The organism is Streptococcus australis, from assembly GCF_003943615.1.
GTDB classification, from domain to species: Bacteria; Bacillota; Bacilli; order Lactobacillales; family Streptococcaceae; genus Streptococcus; species Streptococcus australis_C.
The window spans coordinates 100,479-123,929 of the sequence record NZ_RJPZ01000007.1 but is presented as its reverse complement, the minus strand read 5'-3'; the positions used below and the strand labels follow the sequence as shown (position 1 = coordinate 123,929).

Genomic DNA, 23,451 nt, shown 5'->3' with positions numbered 1-23,451 from the left:
GAGCGTGTCGCAACCTCTTGCATCAAAGCTAATAGCTGTTTTTCACAGCACCATAGTAGTTTAACACAATGAAAGGCTCAATGCAAGGGATTTGAATAGATTTTTTTCGTTTTTTTAATGAAAGTGTTTTCGAAAGAAATAGAGTACTAAAAAAGTTGCTATTCTATAGAAAAAAGGGAGCGAGACCAAACAAATTTGTACCCAAATTTGTTCGTCATCTCGCCCCCGCAGTGATTCCTTTATTTTCAAATGACTGTAGCTTTTTCTCCAGTCTTTGTTCTTTATATGTAGCTCTTCCTAGAAATTCCGTCCCGACTTGTTATAGCCATATTTTTCGACGAAATGCTCACGGAATTCCAAGAGATTGTCATCCATGATCGCTTGACGAACCTGCTTCATGAGGTTAATCAAGAAATAGAGATTGTGGTAGCTAGTCAAGCGAATCCCAAAGGTCTCATCCGCCTTGAGGAGGTGGCGGAGATAAGCCCGGGTGTAATTCTTACAAGTGTAGCAATCACATTCATGATCTAGTGGCGTAAAGTCTTCAGCAAATTGAGCATTTTTCACCACTAGGCGACCTTGACTGGTCATACAGGTACCATTTCGCGCAATCCGCGTCGGCAAGACACAGTCAAACATATCCACTCCACGAATCACACCATCGATCAGACTGTCTGGAGCTCCCACTCCCATGAGGTAGCGAGGCTTGTTCTCCGGTAAAAGAGGAGTTGTGAAATCAAGCACCGCATTCATCTCTTCATGGCTTTCTCCAACAGCTAACCCACCGATAGAATATCCTGGGAAGTCCATGCTGACCAGATCACGCGCAGACTGCCGGCGCAAGTCTTCAAATCCAGCCCCTTGAACAATCCCGAAAAGACCCTGATCATGAGGGCGACGATGAGCCTTCAAACCACGCTCTGCCCAACGGCTGGTCCGTTCAATCGACTTTTTCACGTAATCATAGGGCTGATAGAACTGGGGACATTCGTCGAAGGACATCATGATGTCGCTGCCCAGATTATTTTGGATGGAGATGGCCTTTTCCGGAGAGAGGAACATCTTCGAGCCATTGAGGTGGTTTTTAAAGGTCACCCCTTCTTCGGTGATATTGCGGGTATCTGCTAGTGAATAGACCTGGAAACCTCCACTGTCTGTCAAAATTGGCTGATCCCAGTTCATGAACTGGTGCAGGCCACCTGCTTTTGCGACCAAGTCGTCCCCTGGACGAAGCCAGAGATGGTAAGTATTGGCCAAGATAATTCCTGAACCCATTTCCTTGAGCTCTTCTGGCGATTGGGTCTTAACGGTCGCCTGAGTTCCTACAGGCATAAACATCGGGGTTGGAAAAGTTCCGTGGGGAGTGATGATTTCTCCTAACCGTGCTCCTGTATGCTTTTCTTTTTTAATCAATCGATATTGAATCGGTGAATCTGTCATGGTTACCTCCGTACTGGGAAAGACAGTCCCAGCCTTCTTATTCCTGTCACAGGTTCTCCTGTGAGCACCTGTACGATTGTACCAAATTTTACCAGCTCTGTCACGGACTTGTGTTATAATAAAGGTTACTACTACCATGAAAGAGGACATTATGAATATCAAATTGGTTCGCGCTCAGGCTCGACAACTGCAATTGCAACATCCCAAGGTTTTTTCTTACTTTGCCTTGCCAACTTTGCTGACAATCCTTGCAAGTTACATTTTGACAGGAACAGACCTCACTGAAACACTTGCTCACATGGAACTTAGAGAAGGGATGCTCTTTCTCCTAAGCCGGCAGATTTTCCCTGCCATCATTGGATTTATCCTTTCTTTCCTCTATTTAGGGGCAACCTTTCGCTTTTTAATGTCTGCCTCTAACAAGGGAGAAAAGAACTTTACTATCTTCACCATCTTTCAGAGCCAGTATTTTACACCAGCCTTTTTGACGCTATTCATTAAGCAAGTTATCCTATCTTTGTGGGGAAGCCTCCTCTATGGGAGTCAACTCCTCTTAACGGTAGTCAGCTCTCAAGTTCTCGCTATCAATGAATCCTTCTCCTCTACCTCTACCCTTAGAGCAGATAGTCCAGAAGTTCAAGCGATTCTCAAGTTGGCGCCAACAATGACGACTGGACTCCTAATGGCTCTAGTTGGCCTCCTGCTCTTCCTCCCTTTTTATTATCAGTATAGTTTGGTCGAGTTGATCCTATATAGTCGACTTATGACAGGAACCTATGATGGGCCCATGTCTATCCTCCGTCAAAGCAAGGAAGAGATGAAGGGTTTTAAGAGCCACCGCCTTGTTCTTGATTTGAGCCTACTCGGTTGGCAACTTCTATCTTTTTTCACTTTAGGAATTGCTAATTTTTATGTCAAACCTTATGCAACCAGTTGCCAAATCGTCTTTTACCATACCCTCCTTCAAAAACGGATGCAGGCAGAAAGTCGCTTCCAGCAAAAAGCGCCAGATCAATCTGAGTCTAACCCACTCGATTAACAAAGAAGACAAAAGAACCCACCTTCGATTGGAGTCATTCTCCAAAGCACTAGGTGGGTTCTTTATTCTCTAAAAGGAAATCACTCCTCATTTATTTTAACCCTCGTGTCATCTTCATCACTAGATGAAATACACGAGGTTCAGAGATGGATCAAAGACTATTCTTCTCCCAAGACCAAACGAGTATGCTCGCGTTTGATACAGCGGTTCATGACGATATCTTCTCGTCCAGCTTCACGAAGGATTTCTTCTACTTCTTGATTTTCCAGTTCCAATTGGGCCCAGAAGATCTTCGCATCCGTCTCAACAAAATCACGCGCTACATCGGGTAAAAATTCACTGCGACGGTAAACATCTACGATATCTACAGGGAAAGGAATTTCCTGCAAGCTAGCATACACCGTTTCTCCAAGGATTTGCCCACCGGCTGCACGAGGATTGACGGGAATAATTCGATAGCCCCGCTCTTGCATCTCCTTGCTAACACGATGGCTGGTCGTATCCTCACGGTCAGATAGTCCGACTACGGCGATGATCTTACTGGTTTCTAGGTAATGTTTGATAACGCCATCACTAGGATTGCGAAAAGAATAAGCCATATGAATCTCCTTTTTATCTATTTCTTGCTATAACAATTTGGATAGCACTAGACGTGCTTTTCGGATCTCAATCTTATTTGGCCTCGTACCATGTTTTGCCTTCGTTCTCATCAGCTTCCAGTGGAACCGCTAGTTCAATAGCAGATTCCATGGTCTCTTTGACCAACTGCTTAATCTTGGCCAACTCTTCTTTCGGCACTTGTAGGACGATTTCATCGTGGACCTGAAGAAGCATCTTGGTCTTGTATGCCCCTGCTTCTAGCGCTTCATCCAAGTGGATCATAGCAATTTTCAAGATGTCTGCTGCCGATCCTTGGATTGGTGAGTTGATGGCTGTCCGTTCCGCAAATCCTCGAATATTGAAGTTTCGAGAATTGATATCTGGAATTTCCCGGCGACGCTTAAAGAGGGTCTCTACATAGCCCTTATCACGCGCTTCCCGCACTACTCTCTCCATATAATCCTTGATGCCCGGGTAGCGTTCAAAGTAGGTCTCAATGTAGGCTTTAGCTTCTTTTCGACTGATCCCTAGGTTGTTAGACAGTCCAAAATCGGAAATTCCATAAACCACGCCGAAGTTTACTGCCTTGGCATTGCGACGGTCATTTGGTGTCACATCTTCTGGCTTTTCAATATTGAAGACCCGCATAGCAGTCGATGTATGGATATCTGCCCCATGCTGAAAGGCATCAATCAAATGCTCATCTCCCGAAATATGGGCCAAGACGCGCAATTCGATTTGTGAGTAGTCCGAGCTGAGCAAGACACTGTTTTCCTCTTCTGGAACAAAAGCCTTACGAATGAGACGACCTTGTTCCAAACGGACAGGGATGTTTTGCAGGTTGGGATCCACACTAGACAAACGGCCTGTCTGCGTCAAGTCTTGCACATAGCGGGTGTGGATTTTCCCATCTTCCAAAACCCAATCTTGAAGCCCGATGACATAGGTCGACTGAATCTTAGCAATCTGGCGGTATTCGAGAATCTTAGACACAATCGGTGCAATTGGAGCCAGGCGTTCCAAGACATCAACAGCAGTCGAATAACCAGTTTTGGTCTTTTTGGTATATTCAAGAGGGAGTTCCAATTTTTCAAAGAGGATGACCCCCAATTGTTTTGGAGAATTGATATTGAACTCTTCTCCTGCTAACTCGTAGATTTCTTGGGTCAGACGCTCCAAGACTGCTTCGTTTTCCACCTGCATGTCTTGGAGGGTCTGGCGTTCTACCTTAATCCCCGCGATTTCCATCTTGGCCAAAACAGCTGCTAGTGGTTGCTCCATATCATAGAGCAAATCTAGTTGGTCATGGGCTTGCAACTGCTCCATCATGGGCTCTTCCGTATCTAGTAGAACAGCGACTTTTCGTGCCAAATGCTCTAATAAGACCGCCTTTTCTGGAATGGCTTTTTTGGCCCCCTTGCCATAAACCACTTCATCGAGCGGTAGCGCAATCTGGCTATAGAGGCTCGCAATAGTTGAAATTTCATTGTCCTCTACGGTCGATAAGAGATACTTGGCCAACCGACTATCAAAAGCCGGCTTTTGCAAGGTAATGCCCAAGTGGCTGAGCAAGACCTTGGCCCGCTTGAAGTCATAAACCTTGAGGGGCGTTTTTTCAAGAAATTCTTTAAAAATTGGTGTTTGTAAAAGACTACTGTCTGTGCTAGCGTAGAGCTGATCTTTTGTCCCCCATGCAAAACCGATGATCGGTTCTGTATGGTAATTGTCTCCAAAGATCTCAAAATGGAAGAAACTATCTTCTGTGAGCATATCCGAGGTGACCTGATCTACCTCCGTGTAGTTAATGGTTATGGGAGCAGCTTCTTCTCCGCCTAAATCCAAGGCCTGACGGAGTTGCTTGAAGCCCATCTCCTCATAAAACTTAGCCAGATTTTCAAGATGGGGACCTGTATAGGTGATATCGTCCAGGCCAATCTCAATAGGTGCATTGGTATCGATGGTCGCAAGGGTCTTGGACAGGTAAGCCTGCTCCTTGTCGTTGATGAGATTTTCCTTCATTTTAGAAGGCTTCATCTCGTCAATATGCTCGTAAATGCCATCAAGAGACCCGTACTCTAGGAGTAGTTTGATCCCGGTCTTTTCTCCAATCTTGGTAACACCTGGGATATTATCCGACTTATCTCCCATCAAGGCCTTGAGGTCGATAAATTGCTCCGGTGTCAGCCCCATCTTTTCTTTCAGATAGGCTGGAGTGAATTCTTCAAACTCAGCCACTCCTTTTTTAGAGATTTCAACCACCGTATTGTCATCCGTTAGCTGGATCAAGTCCTTGTCCCCAGAGACAATAGTGACTTCAAAGGGCACCGAAGTGGCTTCTGCCATCTTATCTAGCGTTCCAATAATGTCATCCGCTTCATACTGGGCCAGCTCATAATGGCGAATTCCCAGATGGTCTAATTGCTCGCGAATGAAAGGGAACTGCTCGCGGAATTCATCTGGTGTCTTTGCCCGCCCCCCTTTGTAGTCGGCATACATCTCCGTCCGGAAGGTGGTCTTTCCTGCATCAAAGGCGACGAGAACATGGGTTGGTTGGATGCGCTCCAAGAGATGGCTTAACATGAGGTTAAAACCATAGACTGCATTGGTATGCAGACCATTAGCATTTTTGAAGCGATCGATTTGATTATAAAGTGCGAAAAAGGCACGAAAAGCGACGGAAGACCCGTCGATGAGTAATAATTTGTTCTTATTTTCCATGCCTCTATTATATCATGAATCCAACGTAAAGAGTTAGGCAGGCATAGAAAAAGAAGCGGGACTTGGATCCTCCCAATCCAAGTCCGCTTCTTCTTTAGGAGATTGTTATGAAAAAAAGTGATGAAGCTACTAGTCGCCGTAACAGGTTCCGTTTTTAGTGTCTGTTTTAAATTCTTTTGGATAATTTACTGAGATTTTCATTTTCTGTACCTCATTTCTTATTGGATGAGTACAGTATACAAAAGAAACCTAAACCATTCCTTATAAAAAGCTTAGAGAAAACTAAAAGTATTAAAAACTAATCCGAAGTACTCGAGGTTGGTTCTGAAGTGTGCCAGGTAGCTTCACCTGAAGACCGCTTGCATCTTGTTGCCAGTCCAATTCTTGCGAATTCCCCAATAATTCGACCCTCTGAATACGGGCATGCAAAATCTGAGGTTCCGTAAGATTGTATGCAAGGGATGTCAGGAGAACGGTCTCCTCTTCACTACTAGGATCTAGTTGCAATGCATAGAGAAAACCATCTCGGAAGGTGTAGCGAATATCTTGGCTTGTGTAGTTAGGAGCTTCCCCATCTGAGAAAGCTCCCCAGGCTTGCTGACTTGAACCTTCTGTAGCTACTCGCCAAGGGCGACTGCCATAAATCGCTTCTCCATTCACTTCCAACCAATCCCCCATCTCCCGTAAAATTTGTTGGTCCCGCTTGGGAATCGTACCATCTGCCTTAGGGCCAATATTAAGCAACAGATTACCATTTTTAGCGACGACATCAATGAGGTTTTGTAGCAATTCCTTGGAAGTCTTATAAACCAAATCACGAGTATAACACCAAGAATTACGAGCAATAGCCGTATCCATTTGCCAAGGGAAGGATTGAACCCCAGAGTAGCCTCCCCGCTCCATCTCCACAATCCCCGAACCAAACGGGAGAGCATCCTGCTTGTAGCAGACTGCCACTGAGCGACCTTCTTGGAAAGCCAAGTTATAGTAATAGGCTAGAAAACGCATCAGATAGGGACGAAAACTTTCATGCTGGATCCACCAATCAAAATAAAGGAGCTCTGGTTGATAATCACGCACCAACTCACAGGTCCGCAAAAGCCAGTCCTCCAAAAACTCTGCACTCGGATAAGGCTCCGAAGTCAGATCAAAATGATCCTTTGGCTCTAGCTCTGCTGGCCAATAAAGACTATTTCGGGGGACGAATTGAGGAATGTCGCTTTCAAACTCCTTGCCATGCGAAAAGAAAAACTGATGCTCTGCTCGATGAGAAGAGGTGCAAAAGCGCAAACCACGTTTGTCCGCTTCTGCCTTCAGCTGTCCTAGAACATCTCGCTTAGGCCCCATCTCTAGGCTATTGTATGGAGAAAGACTAGAGGCATACATCTGAAACCCATCGTGGTGCTCGGCTACTGGGAAAAGATAACGTGCTCCTGAGTCTTCAAAGAGATTCAACCAAGAGGTCGGATCAAATTGCTCCGCTCGAAAGAGAGGGATCAGGTCCTGGTAGCCGAAACTAGCCTGGTCTCCAAACTGCTCTCGATGATATTCATAGCAAGGATTTCCTTGGATATACATATTTCTTGAGTACCATTCTGAACCGAAGGCCGGCACACTGTAGACACCCCAGTGGATAAAAATTCCAAATTTGGCATCCCGATACCAGTCCGGACAGACTTGCTTGCTGAGAGAGTCCCATGTTGGGGCAAAGGGACCAGCTAGAATAACCTGATCGATTTCCTTTAGGTTGATCATCTTATCTTCTCCTTGTCTAATCTCTTCACCCTCTATTGTAACTAGAAATTACAACTTGTAAAGCCCTTCTAGTCAGTACCTATAAATTGTTGAAAAAGAACTTGTATAGAAGGAATGAAAAAACTCTCCCACTTCTGGAAGAGTTGACAGTTATCCAAGCAGTAGAAGGCTGGCTAAGGCGACTATCGCTGGCCCACCCTGGGTCAAGATAATTTTTTTATTAGAAGTCACAGCACCATAAGCTGCTACACCAATAATAAAGAGCAGAAAGATCGCGACAATTTCACTATTTTTAGCTATAAAGAGGCCATAGAGGAGGAAGACACCGATTAGAGCATTATAAATGCCTTGGTTTTTGAAGAGAACCGTCACAGATGGACGAGTCAATTCTTCCTGATCCATATTAAAGACACGACTAGTCGATGCTGAGTGGGTTGCTACACTCTCTAGATAAAAAATATAAAAATGTTCGAAAACAGCAAGGCTTGCAAAAACAATGGTTAAGACAGACATATCATTCTCCTTTTAATCAAAATGTCATTTGTTCGAGACCAGACACCAACTTTTCGAGTAAGTGATTCAACTGATTCCGCTCTTGTTCAGAGAGAATCTGATCCATCTGGGCTTTTACCTGTAGATGATGCGCTGGAGGATGGACCAACAACCGATCTGTGGCAAGCTCCGTCAGTTCCACCACAACCTCCCGTTGATTTTCTGGATTGCGACTACGAATAACATAGCCCCCAGCTTCTAAGACCTTGAAGTGGCGGGTTAAGGCTGCAGGGTCAATCGCTAGCTTCTCCTGAAGGGCCGCTTGGCTACACGGCGCTTCTGCTAATAAGAACTGAAGCATCTGATAACGGGTCAGACTAATTCCCAATTGTTTTTCAAATAATTGGGTCGAAGACTGATCAGCTAGCTTCAACCGATAAAGCAAGTCATGCATTTCTGCCATTCCTTCTCTCCGATCTTTTGTTGATTTATCAATAATTGACTTGTCAAGTATATCATCTAAAAAAAGTCGAGGCAAGAAATTTGCTCACCTCAGAGGAAATTATCTCCTCCTAAGAAAAACAAAGTAAAAGACCACCGGATTTGGTGGCCTTTTAGGGAGATTATTATGAAAAAGAAAAGTTTTAGGATTTCATAAACAAAGTTAGGAGGTCTTTGTTTATGGTTTTATTATATCGGATTTATCTTAAAGATTTCTTAAGGAATTATTTCATTTTCAAAACAAATTGTTTACGGATTCTTTTCATAGCGCTATTTCAGCAACAAAGAAGTCTTGCTTTGTCAAAGAAGTTAACTTTTTTCTTGTTTAAAATAGAGACGAATCTCATCCAAATGACGAATCACATGATTCACATCCGGTTTGTAATCCAAAAAATTAATACTCCCGATTCCTGCATTGTCTGCCAGATCAATATCCAAGGTTCGATCACCAATATAATACGTTTCACTCCGATCCAGCTGGTACTTGTCCACTAGGTAATCGACTCCTTCTGGGTCTGGTTTTCTCCTGAAGCCATTGTCAGTTGTAACGACCTCTTGGAAATAGGATAGAATCCCTAAATCTTCCAGAATTGAGTAGGCATTCTTCCCCTTGTGGGTATAGACGAATTGAACAATCCCTTCTTCTTTTGCCCAAGCTAGAATGTCTCTAGCTCCTGGCATTAGGTGGACCTGGGCGTTTTTCTCACGCAGACTAGAAGTGCGATAGCGATTCATCTCCTCCGCATCTAAGTCATGCTCTCTAGCCACTTCTTCAAGCAGAGCCTGGACAGACTGTTTGAGGATAAAGGCATAGACCACTTCCCGGTCAAAGTCTAGAGAGTAATGGGCATAAGTCTCTGCGATTCCATCCAAAATAGCTTCATAAGAGTCTAAAAGCGTCCCATCCAAATCCCAAATAAAAGCTCGTGTCATAGGTCTTATTCCTTCCATTTTCGATGATAGAGCGTTTTTAAGAAAAACCAGCGAAATCCATTGTCCAAGAGGGTACCTGCCCAAATACCTGGTAAGCCCCAGCCAAGGACGACCCCCATCAGATAACCAGAGCCAATCCGTATCACCCACATACCGATAGTGGTCGCATAAAAAGGAAGGCGGGCATTGCCCAAACCTTGCCAAACCGCCGTATAGATGACGGTCCCAGCTGTCAGAGGTGTTCCAAGTAAGGAGAACAAAATGACAGACAAGGAGGCAACAAGGGCCCCTGGATCCTTGGTGTAAAGGGCTGTTAAAGGACTTCCAAATAAGAAGATCGTAAGGGCGAGGGGGAACATGGAAAGAAAGGAAAGCCAAAAACTACGACTGGTGATTTGCTTGATACCTTGCCAATCATTCTGTCCCAAACTTTTGGCAACCAACATGACTGTCGCGGTCGCAATCCCAAAAGCCGGCATATAGTTGAACTGGGTCAAGACTTCCCCAATGGCATTCCCAGCTACCGCTCTGGTCCCAAAAACAGCCACCATAGCAATGATGACAATATCCCCTGCTCGCATCATGAGTCGTTCACCAGCAGCAGGCAAGACTAGGGAGAGCAAGTCTCGATCCAAGCCCCAACAAAAAGGAGCGAAGGGGAGTTGAACTTGACGCCAGAGCAAGTAGGTCCCTAGCAGGCGAGAAAGAACCGTTCCTAAGGCAGCCCCAGCTATGCCCAATCCAAAAACAAATATCAGGATACTCGATAACAGAGCATTCAACACATTAGTCAACAAACTGACATACATGGGTGTCCGCGGATTGTGGGCCACACGAACTAGGGCTCCAAAAGTCGTCATCAGCCCCAAAAGCAAAATACTTCCTCCGACAAGGGATAGATAGATCCCTCCGGCTTCTGCAACTGCAACTTCAACCCCTAAGAAGGCAATCAATTCCTTGCCAAAGCAGAGGGATAAAGTCCCTAAAACAAGACTTAATAAAACCGTTACTTTGATCGACTCAGTGGCTTGACGAGCAATGGCCTTCTGATCTTTTTGCCCCATACTTTTGGACAAGAGGCTCACGACCGCTGCTCCAAGAGCGATAAAAATAGCTTGGTAAATCGTAATGATATTGCCTGCAACGGATACACCCGAGACAGCAACCAAACCCAACTGAGCGACCAAGTAGCTATCTACCATCCCCATGAGCATCTGGAGAAAGTTTTCTCCGATGGCTGGAAGGGCAATCCTTAAAATTTGTCGATCTACTTGTTGACGAGACACACTTTCCTCCTGATGAAAAGAAACTCAGTTAGTTTCCCAACCGAGTTTACTTCCTCTCTTTTAAAGTCCTAGATAAGTTTCTACTGCCGTCTGCATATCTGCTGCGGCAACCGTTGTCTTGTGCCGAACTGGAGCTGTTTCAAGACCATCCACTGCTGGTGGCAAGGCAACGCCTGAAATCTCATGCAACTGTGCCAAGGCTTCAAAGTCGCTAAGTCCTGATTTTCCAGTTACAGCTTCTACTGCAACTACTGGGAACTTGTATGGACTAGCAGTTGATGCAATCACGGTCTTGGTCGCATCACCTGTCGCTGCTTGGTATTTTTTATATACGGCTGAGGCAACTGCTGTATGAGGATCCTCAATATAAGAATCTGATTCGTAAACACGTTTGATTTCTGCAGCTGTTTCTGCTTCAGTCGCATATTCAGCCGCAAAAAGGTCAAGAATCTCCGCATCAAAATCAGTCAACTCATACTGACCTTGGCTATTCAAAGCATTCATCAGTTCAGCTGTCTTAACCGCATCATTTCCCAAAAGATGGAAAATCAAGCGCTCCAAGTTTGAAGAGACCAAAATATCCATAGATGGACTAGTGGTTACCTTAAACTCACGCTTCTTGTCATAGACACGAGTTTTAAAGAAGTCTGTCAAGACATTATTGTCATTTGAAGCACAGATGAGCTTGCCGACTGGTAGGCCGATTTGTTTAGCGTAAAAGGCAGCCAAAATATTACCAAAGTTTCCTGTCGGTACAGTGAAGTTAAGCTTGTCCCCAGCCTTAATCTCACCAGTTTTAACAAGCTGAGCGTAGGCATAAACATAATAGACAATTTGTGGAACCAAACGGCCGATATTCATAGAGTTAGCTGATGAGAACTGGAGCTTGTTGGCTGCCAATTTTTCACGAAGGGCTACATCATTGAACATGTGTTTCACATTGGTTTGGGCATCGTCAAAGTTTCCATCAATAGCGATCACATGGGTATTGTCCCCAGTTTGCGTGGTCATTTGCAACTCTTGCACCTTGCTGACACCATCTTTTGGATAAAAGACGATAATTTCAGTACCTGGAACATCCGCGAATCCTGCCATAGCAGCTTTTCCAGTATCTCCAGATGTTGCTGTCAAGATGACGATCTTGTTTTCCAAGCCGTGCTTCTTAGCAGCTGTTGTCATGAAGTAAGGCAAGATCGACAAGGCCATGTCTTTAAATGCGATGGTTGAACCGTGGAACAATTCCAAGTTGTATTGACCATCAAGTTTGACAAGAGGGGCAATCGCTGGTGTATCAAACTTGCTATCATAGGCATTGGTGATACAGTAGTCCAACTCTTCAGCTGTAAAGTCATCCAAGAAGGCTGACAAGACAAGTTTAGCCACTTCTTGGTAAGAAGCGTCTTTCAATGTGTCAAAATCCAAGTCCACCTTTGGATAACTCACTGGAGTGAACAAGCCTCCATCTGTTGCCAAACCTTGCAAAATCGCTTGGCTGGCTGTTACTGTATTTTTCGCATCACGCGTTGATTGATAAACTAATGTCATGTAAATTTCCTCATTCTGTTCCTTTAGTGTACGGGCTAGACTGTTCTAGCTTTTGTACAATCCATTCCATTATACCATGAATCCTTCTGAATTTTATCAGTGAGAATGAAATTGTCTGAAAAAAGGGCCCTTCTTGCAAACTGAAAATCAACGAAAACCTCTCTTCATCGATTTATCTGCCCCCGACTCTCGCTACTCTCTTTTCACTTGTTCATAGGAGTCCTTGCCGTCATTGAGCTTGTCCCAAATGACAACCTTTCCTTCTTCCAATGATTTTTGAACATCAATGATCCGCTGGTTAGAAGAGCCTCGGAACTGCAACATCAGGTTGCGTTTGCTCTTATCATAGCGACCATCCACTAAGATATCAATCAGCGAAAGCAACTCCAGTTTGTCCGGTGTTTCCAGCATCATTTCTTCCCAGGTGTAGCCGGTCCAAGACCAGATATCTTTGTCAGGCAATTCTCTTTTCACGCGCTTGACCAAGGGCAGCAGGATGCCAGTGTTGAGAAAAGGTTCCCCCCCAAGCAGGGTCAGGCCCTGAACATAAGGTTGGGCCAAATCGGCCATGATCTGTTCTTCTAACTCTTTGGTATAGGGAATGCCAGCGTTGAAAGACCAAGTTGCTGCATTATAGCAGCCTTCACAGTGAAACATACAGCCACTGACATAGAGGGAGTTGCGGACGCCTTCGCCATCCACAAAGTTAAAGGCCTTATAGTCAATGATTCGCCCCTTACTCAGCTCCTCACTTTTCCATTCTTGAGGTTTGGGATTGTTCATGACACCTCCCCATCTAACTCTATCCAGTAGCGCTGACTTCTGTCGATTGTATTTTCGTAAACACCACCAGCAGATAGAATCGTGCGACGGCTAGCTTCGTTGTCTTCATCACAGGTAATCAGCACTCGTTCTAGTCCTTGTTTTCGAGCCTCTGCTAGTCCTAGCTCTAGCTGCAACTTAGCCAAGCCCTTTCTGCGTTGACTGGGCCGGATGGAATAGCCAATGTGACCACCCTCTACAAATAATTTGTCATTCAAGGACAAGCGCAGGGCTAAAAAGCCCAGAGGGTAGCCAGTCTCATCAAAGGATAAAAATTGAATGGCAGGAACCCAGCCTTCTGGCAGATTCTCAGTATCCTCCTGCTGCTCTACAATTCGCAACCAATCCGCAAAATCCTTTGCTCGCTTCCAAGTGGAGCCCATGCCACCGTGCATATAGGATTTTGCAGCATCGAACTCAGCAATCATCTCTAAAATCGCGTCTTTATCTTCTAAAGTTGGTCGTTGTAACTTCATAAACTTTCCTCAATCTAAATCAATCCAATAGCGCTCTTTCCCGCCTCGAACATCCTCTAAAGCTCCGCCATTAGTCAGAATCACTGCTCGACTGGCAGCATTATCACAATCGCAAGTCACTAGGACTCGCTTTATATTTTTACTTCTAGCTACTTGTAAGCCTTGTAGTCAATAATCCGACCTTGGCTCAGTTCTTCACTTTTCCACTCTCCTGGTTTTGGTGTATTCCATGTCATCCTTCTAGTCCACCTCTATCCAATACCGCTCCGTTCCATTTCGAACATCCTCAAATTGACCACCATTAGCTAAGATAACAGCTCTGCTGGCAGGATTTTCTGTGCTACAAGTTACCAGAGCTCGTTTGATATTCTTTTCCTTAGCAACTTGTAAACCTTGGCGGAGGGCCTCTTTAGCATAGCCCTTACCTCTTTCAGAGGGACGGATGGAGTAGCCAATATGGCCAGCATGATTCAGCAATCCCTCATTCAGTCTCAATCGCAGATTCAAAAATCCTAGAGCACGACCTACATCATCAAATGATACAAATTGAATAGAAGGAACACGATTTTCCGGCAATCCTATTCCCATTTCTTTATTATGGTTAGTTTCCAACCACTCCTCATAATCAAAGTTCTCAGCATCCCAAAATCCGCCATCGTGAGCTGATTGACTCTTTTCAAACTCTGCCATCATGTCTAATACAGTTTCCTTATCTGCTAGAGTTGGTCTGCGTAATTCCATCTTTACCTCCCCATAAGAGAAAAGCGAGAGCGGACTCTCACTTTTATTTTTTCTTAGCCTTTTTTAAGAATTGCTCTCTTAAGCTAGCTACGCGGTCTTTTTTATTGATTCCGCCTGTCGAATGTTTTTCGTGGAATCGTTGAACCTGGGCTTTGCCCTTATCGTCTAATTGGTATTTTCCCATAATATCCTTTTCTATTCTTTCACTCCATGTCCACCATACTTGATGGTAGACCCGTTCATGTGTTTAACCCGTGCAGCGATTTCTTTATGTCGTCCATTGACCATGGGGCGAGCTTGAGGATTTCCTAGATAGCCACAGGTCCGTTTGACCACATCTACCGTCTTGGGATCACTATTGCCACAGTTTGGGCAGGTGAAGCCCCGTTCGGTTGGTGTGAAGTCCCCTTCGAAATCACACTTGTAGCAACGGTCAATCGGCGTATTGGTTCCGAGATAACCGACCCGGTCATAGGCATAATCCCAAACCGCTTCAAGTGCTTTTGGATTTTGTTGCAAGACAGGGTACTCACAATAGTGGATGAAACCACCTGTCGCTCCAGCTTCTGGATAAACTTTTTCAAAATCCAGCTTCTCAAACGGGCTTGGATTCTTACGGACATCATAGTGGAAACTATTGGTGTAGTATTCCTTGTCTGTAATATCTGGAACCTTCCCAAATTTCTCTGTATCCAGGCGACAGAAGCGGTCTGTCAAGCTTTCTGATGGCGTCGAATAGATAGAGAAGTGGTAATCGTATTGGTCAGACCATTCTTCGACCCGTTTCTTCATATCCTTGATGATCTCGATTGTAAATTGTTTGGCTTCTGGATTTTCTTCCCAGTTAGGCCCATAAAAGACCGTCGCCACTTCATACAAGCCGATATAGCCGAGTGAAATCGTCGCTCTACGGTTACGGAAAAGCTGGTCTACCTGGTCATATTTGCCCAAGCGCTTTCCGAAAGCCCCATATTGATAGAGAATCGGTGCATTGGCTGGGGTTGCTTCCTTGGTCCGCTCTACCCGGTAAACCAAAGCATCTTCCGCGATGTTCATCCGCTCATTAAAGATTTCCCAGAATTTCTCTTTGTTCCCTTCTGACTCCAAGGCAATCCGGGGAAGATTGACTGTCACAACCCCCAGATTCATCCGGCCAGAATTGACTTCGACACCATTTTCATCCTTCCAACCTTGGAGGAAAGAACGACAGCCCATGGGTACCTTGAAGGAACCCGTCAATTCGACAATCTTATCATATGAGAGGACATCCGGATACATGCGTTTGGTTGCACATTCCAAGGCCAACTGTTTGATGTCATAATTGGGACTCCCCGGCTCTAAGTTGAGGCCTCTCTTCAAGGTGAAAATCAACTTCGGAAAAATAGCGGTCCGGTGTTCTGAACCGAGTCCCTTAATTCGAATTTCCAGAATGGCCTTTTGAATTTCCCGTTCGAAACGATTGGTTCCGAGACCGAAGCCTAGCGAGGTGAAGGGAGTTTGTCCATTGGAGGTAAAGAGGGTATTGATCTCGTATTCCAGCGATTGCATGGCATCATAGATATCTTTTTTCGTTTTTTGCCAAGCATAGTCCTCGCGTTTTTCAGGGAGAACCCACTCCTCAGCATCCTTCAAGTGCTTCTTATAATTCTTTTCTGCATAAGGGGCCAAAACTTCATCGATCCGGTCTGCCGAGCAACCACCATACTGGCTAGAGGCCACATTGGCAATAATTTGCGAGATTTGAGCCGTTGCAGTTTGGATGGATTTAGGACTTTCTACTTCTGCATTCCCAATCTTAAAGCCATTCTTTAACATACCTTCAAAATCGATCAAGCAACAGTTAGTCATTGGAGTATAAGGGCTATAATCCAAATCATGGTAGTGGATATCCCCTTTTTGGTGGGCATTGGCCACGTGCTTGGGTAACATTTTGAGACCAATAGATTTTCCGACAATCCCCGCAGTCAGATCACGCTGGGTGTTGAAAACATCGCTGTCCTTATTGGCGTTTTCATTCACCACTGCTTGGTCCTTGTTGAGGAGTTTGCCGATGGTAAAATTGATATCCGTCGCTTTTGAGCGCTCAAAATCCCGCTGGGTCCGATAAGTAATATAGCTCTCAGCAATCGCATACTCATTGGCTTGTAATAACTCGTGCTCGACGACATTTTGAATCTCGTAAATTTTCACGCCACGAGGGAAGCGTTCCAAAACTTCAGCCACGATCCGGTCTGTTACGGTTTCTAATTTCGCTTCCAGGGCCGGAGTGAGGCCTGTCACTTCTTCTGTCGCCTTGACCAAAGCACGGTAAATTTTATCGACATCAAACTTGACCTTCCGCCCATCTCTCTTTTCCACAAAGAGTTGGGGGAGACTTTGGATATGCTCTTCTCGTAACGTTATCATACTCTCGCCCACTTTCTTTTTAATACAAATAGAATTCACCCCATATTATATCACTCAAAAATAAAAAATCAATATCTTGTGGCAAAAAATGTTATTTCATTTCAAAACCACAAGATATTGATAGTCTATTTATATTGGTACAAGGTGTACTGCGAACCCTTCTGGTTCACTTTTTCGTAATTTTTGGTTAGAACTTTTTGCAGAGCAGACGTTACATCTAGGTCGTTATTGACCACAATAAACTTCGGCTTAGCTTGCTTAATCTGATTGATCAGATTGGTTCGATTTTCCTTCGGCCCCATATAGGCAGTTGGGGTTAGGAGGGCTGAAGCTGCTAAACGGCCACTTTCTTGATAGAGATGAGCCGTCTGATCCCAAGCATAGATTGTATCTTTGGAATCGCTATGACTCTTGATATACTGAGCGATTGCACTTCGGTCACTAGCTAGATTGCTTTGGAGGACCAATTGATTTACAACTGGATAACCCACTAAATAAGCCATTGCCAAAATCGGTAGGAAGGCTTGACTGGAGAAATAAAGGTCCCAGATAGAATTGTTCTTCATCTTCCGGCGCTGGTAAGTAGACTCATCCCCGGCAAACCAAAGGGCTAACAAGGGGAGACCAAAAGGTAACAGGCTAAGGAATTGATAGGCCCCTTGCTCTGGTGTCCCAACCACAACTGCAACAACTAGCAGAAGACCGAACCAACTCATAAACCGAATCACACGTTGACCACTTGTCGACACTTTTCGGAAGGACATGACGAAAGCTGAAGCGAAACCAAGCGTCAACAGCAATAAACAGTAATAAACTAGGTTGGCAAATAGATGCCCGGCATCAAACTGGAGGGAGCGGAGACTATACAAGGTCTGATGGATCGCATACCCAAATGAGCCGTTCCACACAGTGATGTAGCCCAAGGGATAGAAAACAAGAGAGAATCCCAAGAGGGCAGCAAGGAATTGATAGAAGCCGTGGGCTAATTTCTTTTGCTTCACATGATAGGCTGTCAATCCGAGAAAAGCAAGCAGATAAAAAATCACACTCAGCCATGGCACAATCATAAAGGCCAAACAGGCTCCTGCACCATAGGCGACAAAGGATTCGTCCGTTTTCTCACCTTCTAGATAAGCAAGGATGAAATTCATAGAGCCAAACAAGAAGGGAAGGGCATAAAAGACAGCATAGTTCCCACCAAAGCCAAGCACTCCAGCAAGAAGGTAGAAGAGTAGCTGAACTTGTCCTGCAATTTTTTCACTTGCAACCAAGCTTCTGACCATCCGATACAGGCTCGTCCCAGCAAAAAAGTAGGCTAAAATCTGGAAGGCCACCAAGAGAACTTGACCTCCTACCAAACTTCCTAAACCACTGAGCCCATAGTAGAGCAAACCATTGACCCCAAAGAAATGACCATAAGGAACTTGACCTTGAGAAATCGCCCAACCGGCATATAAGTCCTGGGTTTGTTGATTAGTCGCAACTAAGTTGATAAAAGGAAGAGCTACATGGACCATCCCAAGTAGGACACTTAAAGCAATTGGTAGTGACAAGGGAACTGGTCGCTTAATGGCATAGCGCCCCAAGGGCTTTTCATCTTCTTGGTTTTCTAACGACTCTTCTACATCCTCTTGGTCTCTTGACCTCGCTTCAAGCTTCTCTTTACGACTATGACCAGATCGTGATAAACGACTTAGAGTTTCGGTCGAAGCTTCTGTTTCGACCCCTTCTCCATTAACCTGGCTCTCTTTCTGGTTCTGATCTGATTCCACCGGTTGACTAGCAGTCAAAACTTCTTCTTCCCGGCTAATCGATTGCTCCAATACCTTTCGTAGCTCTTGAGTATCTTGAAAATTGGACCCGACACTTAAGCCAAGTTTATGCGATTCTTTTTCTTTTTCACTCATACCTTGTTTTTTCCTTTACTAGAATTGCAAGTGCTAAAGGGCACATGCATGCCCTACTAGTATATCAAAAATGGGCCCAGCTGTCAGCTTTCTCCACAAAGAGAAAATAGATGACACACAAAAAGACAGACTATTTTTCACTTAAACAAAGTATAAATTTCTAATTATCTTTTTATATTTTCTTAAATGCTCGTAAAGCCTTATTCTATGTGCTTTCGAGTATTTTTACTGTAGGAAGATACTTCACGTTTCTTTGCATATTTCCTCATGTCTTAGCTGTCAGAAGTGGTAAATAAGTAGTAAATTCATTTGTACTACTAAGCAACAAGACGCTCCTGTTGCTTCTCTTTATTCAAGCGTTTCATTTCTGCCATTGCAGAATCGAATGTTGCATGTGCGTAATAGTTCAGCGTCATGGCTATATTAGCATGTCCCATAATGTACTGTAATGCCTTTGGATTCATTCCTGCATTTGCATAGTTGGTACAGAATGTATGTCGCAAACTATGTGGAGTGATGTGTGGCAATTTATCCTCGTTATACTTATTGTATTTCTTAACAAGACCTTTCATCATGCCGTTGTAATCACTTGCCACTTTTGGATAGTTCTTTCTATTAAGAAAGAGGAAATCACTATATCCATCAATCTCAACACGCTTATCATTCTTTCGATTCGCTAACACTCGCTTAAATGCTTGATAGGCTTCTTCAACCATAGGAACTTGACGTTCGCCACTTTTGGTCTTTGGTGTTTCAATGTAGTACCCAATTTCAGTATCTCTCAATAGCTGATGGTCTATATTGACAAGACGATTCTCAAAATCTAAATCTGGAAGTGTCAAACCACCAAACTCTGAAATACGAAGACCTGTTTTTAAGAGTATCAGAATTTCATCATAATTTTTGCTGTAGGTTTTATCAGCTTTTGCAAAGGCTAACAGTTTTTCTTCCTGTTCTTCTGTTAGTACGGTCTTAGGGACAGTATCATCATCAAGAACTGCTTTCAGTTGAAAGTCAAATGGATTCTTCCGAACACAATCATCTTGTATAGCAATATAGAATGAAGCCTTTAAAGAACGTTTGTAGTTATTGATGGTTTGATAAGCATAACCATTTTCACTCATTCTAATAGCCCATTCTTTAGCGTCTGATGGCTTAATACTGTCAATACTTCTTACACCTAACTTGTCTTTCTTCAAAATATCCATAAGATATTTGCGTCCAGTTTCAGTGTTTTTTCTAACCTTTGGTCTTTGAGCGTTCTGTTTTGCGTAAAGCTGGCAGAGTGTCATTTTCTTTCCTACAACATCAATACCATCATGAATGTCTTTCTGTAACTCTGCGATTTTCTCTCTAAGTGAGATACAATCACGCTTTCCTGCTGGTACTCGGTCTGTAGCCACAAGTTTCCACGAGTAAACAAATTGCGGTTCTCCAAATGAATCTATATATTTGTATAAGTATCTTCCGTCTTTTCGTTGGCTCTCTCCAGTCTTTAAGATTCGACCTTTATTGTCACGTCTTTTTTCTGACATGGCATTTGCTCCTTTCCTTTATGGAAAGAGCCTTGATACGACTTAATACTATTTTATCATATACAAGACCCTTTGGCGACGCTAGATTGCGTCCAATGTATCTATAATTTTTTCAAATTGTTTTCGTTTAATCTGAATACGATTGCCATTCATAATCAGCCAATTTGCATTTTTATTTTCCTCTGCCAAGCGTCGTAGCTTGTTTTCGCCAATACGAAAATATTTTGACGCTTCTTCAATGGTTAGGGTATAACGTTCCCAAATAGGAATGTCAGTCTGCTTCATAAAATCCTCCTTTCCAAATCACTTATTTGGATTTCATAAAAGTTGTTTTACCAGCAATCGAACAGCTTTAGCAAAGCTCACGGGAGTTCCACCCCTGCATGGTTCTCATGTAGCCATACTCATTGCCTGCGACGGTTTTATCACGCTCGGACTATTGACTGTATGGGAGTATCATTATCACGATAAGAATGTCGTTGCAGGCAATCCTGCTAAAGATTGCTTCTCGGATCACTAACATGAATCGCTCGCTATCTTTATAAGATAGGTCATGGCGGTTAGTTCCGTTGGCTCTTTTCTTATCGAAACGTATTCGATTACTTTTATTCAGTTTTCAAAGAACAATGGCTCGTTAGCCTATCAAAACACATTGAAAGCTCAATATGCTTTGGTGGAATAACAAACCTCCCTGTTCGGGAAGCGTGGAATGGTTTAGCACGCTTCCACGAAAGGAGAGAGGATATTACTTAATTTCAAATGACAAAATCTTTGTAATCAGTCTGGTTTCCATTCTTCCACGTAAGACTTCATCAACGACCATACTTTGATTGCCATATTCATCTTTCATAAGTCGTAGGGAACGCTTCGTTATGTACCCTCTGTAATGATGTAGAATCTGGTTAATCGCTTCGGTATCGCCATCTGTTGCCTTTACAATGAGAGGAAAGGGAATCATAGGATATTGTGTTTTCATTCTTCAAATTCCTCCATAAACTTTTTAATTAAGGCTAGTCCACTGGTTCTATGCCGATAGACAGTAGAACGGTTCAATTTCAACAGGTCTGTAATTTCTGAATCGCTCATGTCCATAAAGTAAAACAGCAGTAGAATTTCACGTTTCTTGTCTGGCAACTCACGTAATGCTTCACTCAACAAATCATTTTCAACGCCTACTGATAACCCATTGAGTGTAAAAATCTGAAAGTCAGTTGAATAGTTATCTGTTGTCGCAAACTGGCTAACAAGATAATCGCCAACATCCGAAAAGGACACCTCACGCTTTGCAATCCTTGAAAGATAAAGCATATAATTCTTTCGCTCGTCTTCCATAGCACGTTTACAGATATAGTCAAACTGATTTTCTATTGTGGTCTGAAAAGAAGATGGTTTCATGTTTCTCACCCCCTTTCTGTCTAGGAAAGGAAGTGAGCCTTGCTCGTTTATCTCCTTTCACTCTTAGTCCCAATGTGAAAGGGGGATTTGTTGCATTACTGATAAATAAACTTTGTAAAAAAGTTCTGAATAGCCAAAAAAGCATATAAACAGATTTATTTCTCTGTTTACATGCTTCTGTTATTCTATCTATATGATTTATAAAACCACATTGGTGGACGTACTTATCTATTGCAGATAGACGACTTTTTTTGACAAGAACCCAATGTAAGGAAATTTATTGTATATGATGTACTTCATGGCGACGTTGACCTCCAACAAACCGCCATTTGGAAGTAATATACAATATTTTAACAGCGTAAATAGCACTACCATATAACGGTTTTTTTATTGGCGTTTAGTAGTGCTTTTTATTAAATATAAACCTATAAACCATATAACACGTTTTTCTATACCTGTTTTTAATTCAGTAGGAACAATAAAATGTATAGAGGTGGTCTACTATGCGTAAAAAAGAAGATAAATATGATTTTAGAGCCTTTGGTTTAGCCATTAAAGAAGCTCGATTGAAACGAGGTTTAACTCGTGAACAAGTGGGAGCATTGATTGAAATTGACCCACGGTACTTAACTAATATTGAAAATAAAGGGCAACACCCCAGCATACAAGTTCTTTATGACCTTGTATCGTTACTTCATGTTTCCGTTGATGAATTTTTCTTACCTGCTAATAACTTGGTAAAAAGCACCCGACGATTACAGATAGAGAAATACATGGATAGCTTTACAGACAAAGAACTATCCTTAATGGAATCTTTAGCCAGCGGTATCAACGAAGCAAGAAACATCGAAGACTAATTAAAAGAATCCATACATAACGGAAAGAGCCGATAAAATGAGATTGTATTAATCTCATTTTATCGGCTCTGCGTCTTTGCGTCTGGCTCTGTAATCACAGTTACTTTGAACTGCTTTATTTCAATTAAATTTTCTTGTCTGCATTTCGGACAATAGAGGGGGAATTTTTTTAATTCAGTATCTTCCCTTATCTTTAATCGTGTTTTATTTCCACATACAGGACATGTTGAGGCGGTAAGTTTGCTAGTCAAGGAGTAAAACGACGAAGATTAGCATTTACTTCCGCCCATGCGATAGCTGTCCGTGATTGACAAGTGCTAGCACGCAGACAGAACGGAGATAGCGAACCGCTGAGTGTGTCGCTCTGCTCGTAAAAGCTTAGAAACCTTTGAACGAAAGGGATAATGAAAGCCTTGATTGCAAGGCTTTTTGCTTTATGGTGGGTAAGTATCAGAGTGAGAAAATTTTTGGAATGAGTAGAAGTGATAGCTAGAAATTATCAGTTTCTATTTCCATTTACCCTGTGGGTACGTGTTTGTTTCCATTGACAAGGAGTTTGTGGGAATAGAAATGTACCCACCTTGTTTGAATCAAGTGAAGTGTAGTTGAAGGAAATCTGTTGAAAGCAATACTTCATTTTACCGAATAAGTAATAATTTAGGCAACTTCAAATCGATTAAAAAAAAACTATTTTAAAGGTTAAGAGTAGACAAAAATTGTCCACTCTTTTTTGCAAACTCAATTTATCAATAAATGAAATGAGGGAATGTAAAATGAAATATTTTGAGGTTGAGTTAGAAAATCCTGATGAATTTTTAAAACTACAAACAGAAGATTTTGTGAAAGCTAATCGCTTGCTACTAAGGAAGATAATCCAGAGCGTTACAGTCTATGAAGAAAACTTCGTCATATCCTTTAAATCTGGCATCGAATTGGAAGTATGAGTCTCATTCCATAACTTTTATATTGAACATATCATCTTGTTGTGTTATACTATAAATTG

Annotated in this window: 23 protein-coding genes and 2 pseudogenes; 3 read left to right on the top strand and 22 right to left on the bottom strand. The window is 43.0% G+C overall.

The features are described from left to right. Nucleotides 1–297: 297 nt before the first annotated feature. Nucleotides 298–1,440 (bottom strand): tRNA guanosine(34) transglycosylase Tgt, encoded by a 1,143-nt coding sequence (tgt, locus tag D8785_RS08730; protein ID WP_023024993.1) that lies wholly within the window; start codon nucleotides 1,438–1,440, stop codon nucleotides 298–300. A 151-nt stretch (nucleotides 1,441–1,591) separates the two neighbouring features. On the opposite strand from tgt, the gene D8785_RS08725 reads away from it, so the two are divergent. Further along, a complete protein-coding gene (locus tag D8785_RS08725) occupies nucleotides 1,592–2,479 on the top strand; it encodes a DUF975 family protein (protein ID WP_260469881.1) in 888 nt (295 codons plus the stop codon). 158 nt (nucleotides 2,480–2,637) lie between these two features. Here D8785_RS08725 and D8785_RS08720 read toward each other — a convergent pair whose 3' ends face one another. The 20 genes and pseudogenes from D8785_RS08720 to D8785_RS08620 all read right to left on the bottom strand — a co-directional run bounded on the left by D8785_RS08720 (nucleotide 2,638) and on the right by D8785_RS08620 (nucleotide 21,591). Further along, the gene (locus D8785_RS08720; protein ID WP_125375150.1) at nucleotides 2,638–3,078 is read right to left on the bottom strand and encodes a CoA-binding protein; all 441 of its coding nucleotides are present in this window, start codon (nucleotides 3,076–3,078) and stop codon (nucleotides 2,638–2,640) included. Between the two features lie 73 nt (nucleotides 3,079–3,151). Beyond that, entirely contained in the window at nucleotides 3,152–5,797 is a 2,646-nt protein-coding gene (gene polA / locus D8785_RS08715; RefSeq protein ID WP_125375149.1) for a DNA polymerase I, read from the bottom strand. Between the two features lie 291 nt (nucleotides 5,798–6,088). Further along, on the bottom strand, nucleotides 6,089–7,552 hold the full coding sequence (locus tag D8785_RS08710; RefSeq protein ID WP_125375148.1) for an alpha-L-fucosidase: 1,464 nt from the start codon (nucleotides 7,550–7,552) through the stop codon (nucleotides 6,089–6,091). Nucleotides 7,553–7,702: 150 nt separating this feature from the next. After that, complete coding sequence (locus tag D8785_RS08705) at nucleotides 7,703–8,065, bottom strand: DUF1304 domain-containing protein (RefSeq protein WP_125375147.1); 363 nt, start codon at nucleotides 8,063–8,065, stop codon at nucleotides 7,703–7,705. Between the two features lie 16 nt (nucleotides 8,066–8,081). Next, nucleotides 8,082–8,507: a MarR family winged helix-turn-helix transcriptional regulator gene (locus tag D8785_RS08700; RefSeq protein ID WP_125375146.1), complete on the bottom strand. Its 426-nt coding sequence runs from the start codon at nucleotides 8,505–8,507 to the stop codon at nucleotides 8,082–8,084. 347 nt (nucleotides 8,508–8,854) lie between these two features. Further along, a complete protein-coding gene (locus tag D8785_RS08695; RefSeq protein WP_125375145.1) occupies nucleotides 8,855–9,478 on the bottom strand; it encodes an HAD-IA family hydrolase in 624 nt (207 codons plus the stop codon). Nucleotides 9,479–9,483: 5 nt separating this feature from the next. Then, a complete protein-coding gene (locus D8785_RS08690) occupies nucleotides 9,484–10,764 on the bottom strand; it encodes an MATE family efflux transporter (RefSeq protein ID WP_125375144.1) in 1,281 nt (426 codons plus the stop codon). A gap of 60 nt (nucleotides 10,765–10,824) precedes the next feature. Continuing rightward, nucleotides 10,825–12,309 carry a threonine synthase gene (thrC, locus tag D8785_RS08685; RefSeq protein ID WP_125375143.1) on the bottom strand — a complete coding sequence of 495 codons (1,485 nt, stop codon included), beginning with the start codon at nucleotides 12,307–12,309 and terminating at the stop codon, nucleotides 10,825–10,827. Nucleotides 12,310–12,501: 192 nt separating this feature from the next. Continuing rightward, nucleotides 12,502–13,092 (bottom strand): anaerobic ribonucleoside-triphosphate reductase activating protein, encoded by a 591-nt coding sequence (nrdG, locus tag D8785_RS08680; protein WP_125375142.1) that lies wholly within the window; start codon nucleotides 13,090–13,092, stop codon nucleotides 12,502–12,504. Beyond that, nucleotides 13,089–13,607, bottom strand: coding sequence for a GNAT family N-acetyltransferase (locus tag D8785_RS08675; protein WP_049472731.1), 519 nt, complete (start codon nucleotides 13,605–13,607; stop codon nucleotides 13,089–13,091). The genes nrdG and D8785_RS08675 overlap by 4 nt, the downstream gene beginning before the upstream one ends. Nucleotides 13,608–13,616: 9 nt before the next feature. Next, nucleotides 13,617–13,772: pseudogene (locus D8785_RS08670) on the bottom strand (GNAT family N-acetyltransferase); the annotation flags it as partial. Then, nucleotides 13,763–13,843 (bottom strand): annotated as a pseudogene (locus tag D8785_RS08665) (anaerobic ribonucleoside-triphosphate reductase activating protein); the annotation flags it as partial. The pseudogenes D8785_RS08665 and D8785_RS08670, both read right to left, overlap by 10 nt. A gap of 4 nt (nucleotides 13,844–13,847) precedes the next feature. Next, entirely contained in the window at nucleotides 13,848–14,348 is a 501-nt protein-coding gene (locus D8785_RS08660; protein ID WP_125375141.1) for a GNAT family N-acetyltransferase, read from the bottom strand. Nucleotides 14,349–14,391: 43 nt separating this feature from the next. Beyond that, on the bottom strand, nucleotides 14,392–14,532 hold the full coding sequence (locus D8785_RS08655; protein WP_006595204.1) for a hypothetical protein: 141 nt from the start codon (nucleotides 14,530–14,532) through the stop codon (nucleotides 14,392–14,394). 11 nt (nucleotides 14,533–14,543) lie between these two features. Continuing rightward, nucleotides 14,544–16,754: an anaerobic ribonucleoside-triphosphate reductase gene (gene nrdD, locus D8785_RS08650; protein ID WP_125375140.1), complete on the bottom strand. Its 2,211-nt coding sequence runs from the start codon at nucleotides 16,752–16,754 to the stop codon at nucleotides 14,544–14,546. A gap of 125 nt (nucleotides 16,755–16,879) precedes the next feature. After that, the gene (locus tag D8785_RS08645) at nucleotides 16,880–18,661 is read right to left on the bottom strand and encodes an MFS transporter (protein WP_125375139.1); all 1,782 of its coding nucleotides are present in this window, start codon (nucleotides 18,659–18,661) and stop codon (nucleotides 16,880–16,882) included. Nucleotides 18,662–18,978: 317 nt separating this feature from the next. Further along, the gene (locus D8785_RS08640) at nucleotides 18,979–20,196 is read right to left on the bottom strand and encodes a tyrosine-type recombinase/integrase (protein ID WP_001291561.1); all 1,218 of its coding nucleotides are present in this window, start codon (nucleotides 20,194–20,196) and stop codon (nucleotides 18,979–18,981) included. Between the two features lie 81 nt (nucleotides 20,197–20,277). Beyond that, entirely contained in the window at nucleotides 20,278–20,481 is a 204-nt protein-coding gene (locus D8785_RS08635) for an excisionase (RefSeq protein ID WP_000814511.1), read from the bottom strand. Between the two features lie 460 nt (nucleotides 20,482–20,941). Continuing rightward, complete coding sequence (locus D8785_RS08625) at nucleotides 20,942–21,172, bottom strand: helix-turn-helix domain-containing protein (protein WP_000857133.1); 231 nt, start codon at nucleotides 21,170–21,172, stop codon at nucleotides 20,942–20,944. Further along, nucleotides 21,169–21,591 carry a sigma-70 family RNA polymerase sigma factor gene (locus D8785_RS08620; RefSeq protein ID WP_016399599.1) on the bottom strand — a complete coding sequence of 141 codons (423 nt, stop codon included), beginning with the start codon at nucleotides 21,589–21,591 and terminating at the stop codon, nucleotides 21,169–21,171. The genes D8785_RS08625 and D8785_RS08620 overlap by 4 nt, the downstream gene beginning before the upstream one ends. A gap of 503 nt (nucleotides 21,592–22,094) precedes the next feature. Here D8785_RS08620 and D8785_RS08610 point away from each other — a divergent pair. Beyond that, nucleotides 22,095–22,448, top strand: a complete 354-nt coding sequence (locus D8785_RS08610) for a helix-turn-helix transcriptional regulator (RefSeq protein ID WP_001227347.1) — start codon at nucleotides 22,095–22,097, stop codon at nucleotides 22,446–22,448. A gap of 59 nt (nucleotides 22,449–22,507) precedes the next feature. Here the strand turns inward: D8785_RS08610 and D8785_RS08605 are convergent, their stop codons facing one another. After that, the gene (locus D8785_RS08605) at nucleotides 22,508–22,699 is read right to left on the bottom strand and encodes a cysteine-rich KTR domain-containing protein (protein ID WP_001860868.1); all 192 of its coding nucleotides are present in this window, start codon (nucleotides 22,697–22,699) and stop codon (nucleotides 22,508–22,510) included. A gap of 522 nt (nucleotides 22,700–23,221) precedes the next feature. Here D8785_RS08605 and D8785_RS08600 point away from each other — a divergent pair. Beyond that, on the top strand, nucleotides 23,222–23,392 hold the full coding sequence (locus tag D8785_RS08600) for a hypothetical protein (RefSeq protein ID WP_000873143.1): 171 nt from the start codon (nucleotides 23,222–23,224) through the stop codon (nucleotides 23,390–23,392). Nucleotides 23,393–23,451: the final 59 nt, after the last annotated feature.